Source organism: Burkholderia sp. Tr-20355, from assembly GCF_017104685.1.
Taxonomy (GTDB): Bacteria; Pseudomonadota; Gammaproteobacteria; order Burkholderiales; family Burkholderiaceae; genus Burkholderia; species Burkholderia seminalis.
The window spans coordinates 1-3,463 of sequence record NZ_JAAGPK010000317.1; the positions used below are offsets into that span (position 1 = coordinate 1).

Sequence of the window (3,463 nt, forward strand, 5' to 3'; positions counted from 1 at the left end):
TGTGTCGAGCCAGGTCGCGTCGGCGACCGCGAGCAGCGGCGCGGCATCGACGATCACGAGGTCGTAGCGCTCGCGCAGCGACGCGAGCCGCGCGCCGGTGCCGGCGTGCTGCAGCAGCGCGATCGGCGCGGCCGGCAGTTCGCCGGTCGGCAGGAAGTCGAGGTTCGGCGCGACGCCGCGGCGGACGACGTCGTCCGCGCGGGCGCGACCGTCGAGCAGTTCCGCGAAACCGGCGCCGCGTTCGAGGCCGAAGTACTGATGCAGATAGCCCTTGCGCAGGTCGCCGTCGATCAGCAGCACGCGCTGGCCGTTCGCCGCATGCACGGCTGCGAGGTTGACCGACACGAACGACTTGCCGGTGCCGGGCGCGGGGCCGGTGACCAGCACGAGCGGATGCGGGACGTCGGCCAGCGAGAAGTGCAGCGCGGTCTGCAGGCTGCGGAGCCCTTCGATCGCGGGTTCGTCCGGATCGTCGTAGGCCAGCACGTGCAACCCCGCGTCGCGCCGTTCGACCGCGCGGATCAGGCGGCGCTGGCGCGCGGCGGCGGGCAGTACCGCGCGCACCGGCAGCGACGTGTGGCGTTCGATCTCGTCGACGGCCGTGAGGCCGCCGTACAGGAACTCGCGCGCGAACGCGGCGAGCATGCCGAGCGCGAGGCCGGCCAGCGCGGCCGCCGCGATCACGACCGGCCGGTTCGGCCGGACGGGATCGGCCGGTGCGACGGCCGCGTCGACCACGCGGACGCTGGCCGTGCGGCCGGCCTGCACGAGTTCGAGCTGCTGGATGTTGTTCAGCAGCGCGGTGTACAGGTCGGTGTTGACCTTCACGTCGAGCTGCGCGCGCACTTCCTCGGCCTGCTGCGCGGGCAGGTGTGCGATGCGGCTGTCGAGCGCGCCTTGCTGGCGCCTGAGCGTCGCGAGCTGCGCGTCGAGCGCGGCCATGTCGGGGTGGGTGGGCAGGAAGCGGCGCGAAAGTTCGTCGCGCTTCTGCCGCAGTTCGAGCGCGCGCGTCTGCAGGTCCGCGCCTTGCTGGAGCGCAAGCTTGCCTTCCTCGGCGAGATCGACCGAGCCGGTGCGGCTGCGCAGCGACGCGTAATGCGTTTCCGCCCGTTCGAGCTGCTGCTTCACGATCGGCAACTGTCCGTTCAGGAACGTCAGCGACTGCGCCGCTTCGGCGGAACGGCGCGCGATATTCTGCTCGACGTAGCGGTTCGCCACCGCGTTCAGCGTCGCGCTGAGGTCGGCCGGGTCGTCGCCGCGCAGCGACGCGACCAGCACGCCCGACTGCTTGACCTTCTCCTGCACGTCGAGCGCGGTGCGCAGCGTGTCGATCGTTTCCGCGCGCGAATGCCGGACCAGCCTGAAGCGGGTGCCGGGCAGCGCGTCGAAACCGGTGATCTCGATCTGCAGCGGGCCGTAGCGCGTCGCGAAGGTTTCCGCGCGGCCGACGCGGCCGACGGCGTCGGCCGTCAGGTCGGCGCCCGTCAGCCGGTAGCGCGTGGCGTCGAGCCGCACGACGTGGAACGTGTCGCCTTCGGCGCGCGTCGGCACGTCGAAGCGCGCGACGTCCACGCGCTCCTGGCCCCATGCATAGCCGCCGAAGCCGAGCAGGCCGGGCGACACCGCGCCGTCGTTGAAACGCGCGACGAACGCGCCGATCACGGGCACGCGCGACGGTTTCGCGACGATGTAGGCGCGCAGGTCTTCCACCGCGCGCGTGACGACGAGCCGCGACGACAGGATCTGCGCTTCGGCCGACGCGGGCGAGCCGACGTTGAAGAACGACGCGGCGTCGCCGAGCAGGTTCTTCGATGCGGCGTCGCTCGCATCGTCGGCCTGGATCATCAGGTCGGCTTGATAGGTGGGCGGCGCGATGAACGCATAGAGCGCGCCGGCGGCGACGCAGGCCGCGACGATCGACGCGACGGTCCAGCGCGCATGGCGCAGGACGTCGAGCACGCGGACCAGGTCGATCTCGCGTTCGGAGGAAGAGGGCGTGTTCATGACCGGGAGACGGAAACGGGGTGGGCCGGCCAGCGCGCGGCGAGGCGCGGCAGCCAGCCGGCAACGGCGAGATCGATCAGCGCCGCGCAACGGATGAAATCCGCGCGCGTGCCGCGATACGGATCGGGGATGTCGAGGCCGGGACGCGCGTCGTCCGACGCACGCGCGTATTCGCCGAGCCGGAACACGCGCCCGCGCAGGAACGGGTGGCGCGCCTCGAGCACGCGGCGTTGGCCGTCGTCCATCGCGAGAATCAGGTCGGCGCGTGTGCACAGCGCGGTCGTCACGGGGCGGGCGGCGTGGGTGTCGAGCGTCAGGCCGCGCGCTTCGGCCATGTCACACGCGAGCGGGTCGGCCGGGCGGCGCGGCGGCGGTGCGAGGCCGGCGGATTCCACGTCGGCCTGCGGCAACCGCGCCGCGAGCAGCGCGGCCGCGAGCGGGCTGCGGCAGAGGTTGCCTTCGCATACGACGAGCAGGAACGGGCGCGCGCTCATTTCGCGGCGATCCCGGCGGCGACGCCCGTGTTGACGCTCGGCAGCAGCAGGCTCAGCACGCGGCTGAAGCGGACGAGCCCGTTGCCGTCGACGTAGACGATGTCCTTCGGCTCCAGTTCGAACTGGTTCGCAAGCACCATCGCGACCGGCGAGCGCGCGTCGAGATGGAAGATCGTCGGCGCGCGGCTGTGCGCGCCGCGGATCACGAACATCTGCGCGGCGTCGGCCGTGTTCGAGTTGACGCTGCCGGCCTGCAGCAGCGCGTCGCTGAGCGTCAGGCGGCCGTTGCGCTTCGGCAGCGCGAGCATGGGCCGGTTCACTTCGCCCATCACGTAGACGCCGTTGTCGTCGCGCGCATTGACGCGCAGCAGGTCGCCGTCGCGCAGCATGATGCCGGACGGATCGGTGCGCCGTTCGAGCAGGCCGGTCAGGCTGATGCGAACCGGTATGCCACCGCGTACGATCGTCACGTCGCTCTGGTCGGCGGCGGGCGTGAAGCCGCCCGCGCGGGCGATCGCGCTGGCGAGCGTCATCGGCACGTCGTTGACGGGCTGCGCACCGGGCGTGTGGACTTCGCCGTCGATGTAGACCTGCTGCGAACGGAACGACGCGACGCGCAGCGTCACCTGCGGATCGCGGTAGACCGACGCCAGGGCGCGCCGCACGCTCGCCTGTGCCTCGGCGGCCGTCGAACCGGCCACCTTCAGCGTGCCCGCATACGGAAACGTCAGGTTACCGCGATCGTCGACGACGAAACCCTCGACGGGATCGGCGGCGCGAGACGGCGTCTGCGGCATGCCGCCCTGCGCGGCCGCGAGTTCCGGATGATCCCAGACGGTGATCTGCAGCACGTCGCCCGGGCCGATCCGGTAGGCCGGTGCGCGCGCGCCGGCGAGCGCCGCCAGCGACGCGGCCGCCGCTTCGTGCGCCGCATGCTGGCGCGCGATCAGCGCCGGGTCGATCGT

Annotated in this window: 3 protein-coding genes; all 3 read right to left on the reverse strand. The window is 72.2% G+C overall.

Annotated features, from left to right (window positions below):
• Positions 1 to 2,004, reverse strand: a 2,004-nt coding sequence (locus G3N62_RS34800; protein WP_206141507.1) for a GNVR domain-containing protein, incomplete at its 3' end; no start/stop codon positions are given.
• Positions 2,001 to 2,498, reverse strand: coding sequence for a protein-tyrosine-phosphatase (locus G3N62_RS34805; protein WP_034189637.1), 498 nt, complete (start codon positions 2,496 to 2,498; stop codon positions 2,001 to 2,003). The genes G3N62_RS34805 and G3N62_RS34800, both read right to left, overlap by 4 nt.
• On the reverse strand, positions 2,495 to 3,463 hold a 969-nt coding region (locus tag G3N62_RS34810; protein ID WP_206141508.1), incomplete at its 5' end, for a polysaccharide biosynthesis/export family protein. The genes G3N62_RS34810 and G3N62_RS34805, both read right to left, overlap by 4 nt.

What these genes read in the sequence shown, in the direction of transcription:
- G3N62_RS34805 (WP_034189637.1), bottom strand. Translation starts at nt 2,498, where the DNA reads ATGAGCGCGCGCCCGTTCCTGCTCGTCGTATGCGAAGGCAACCTCTGC.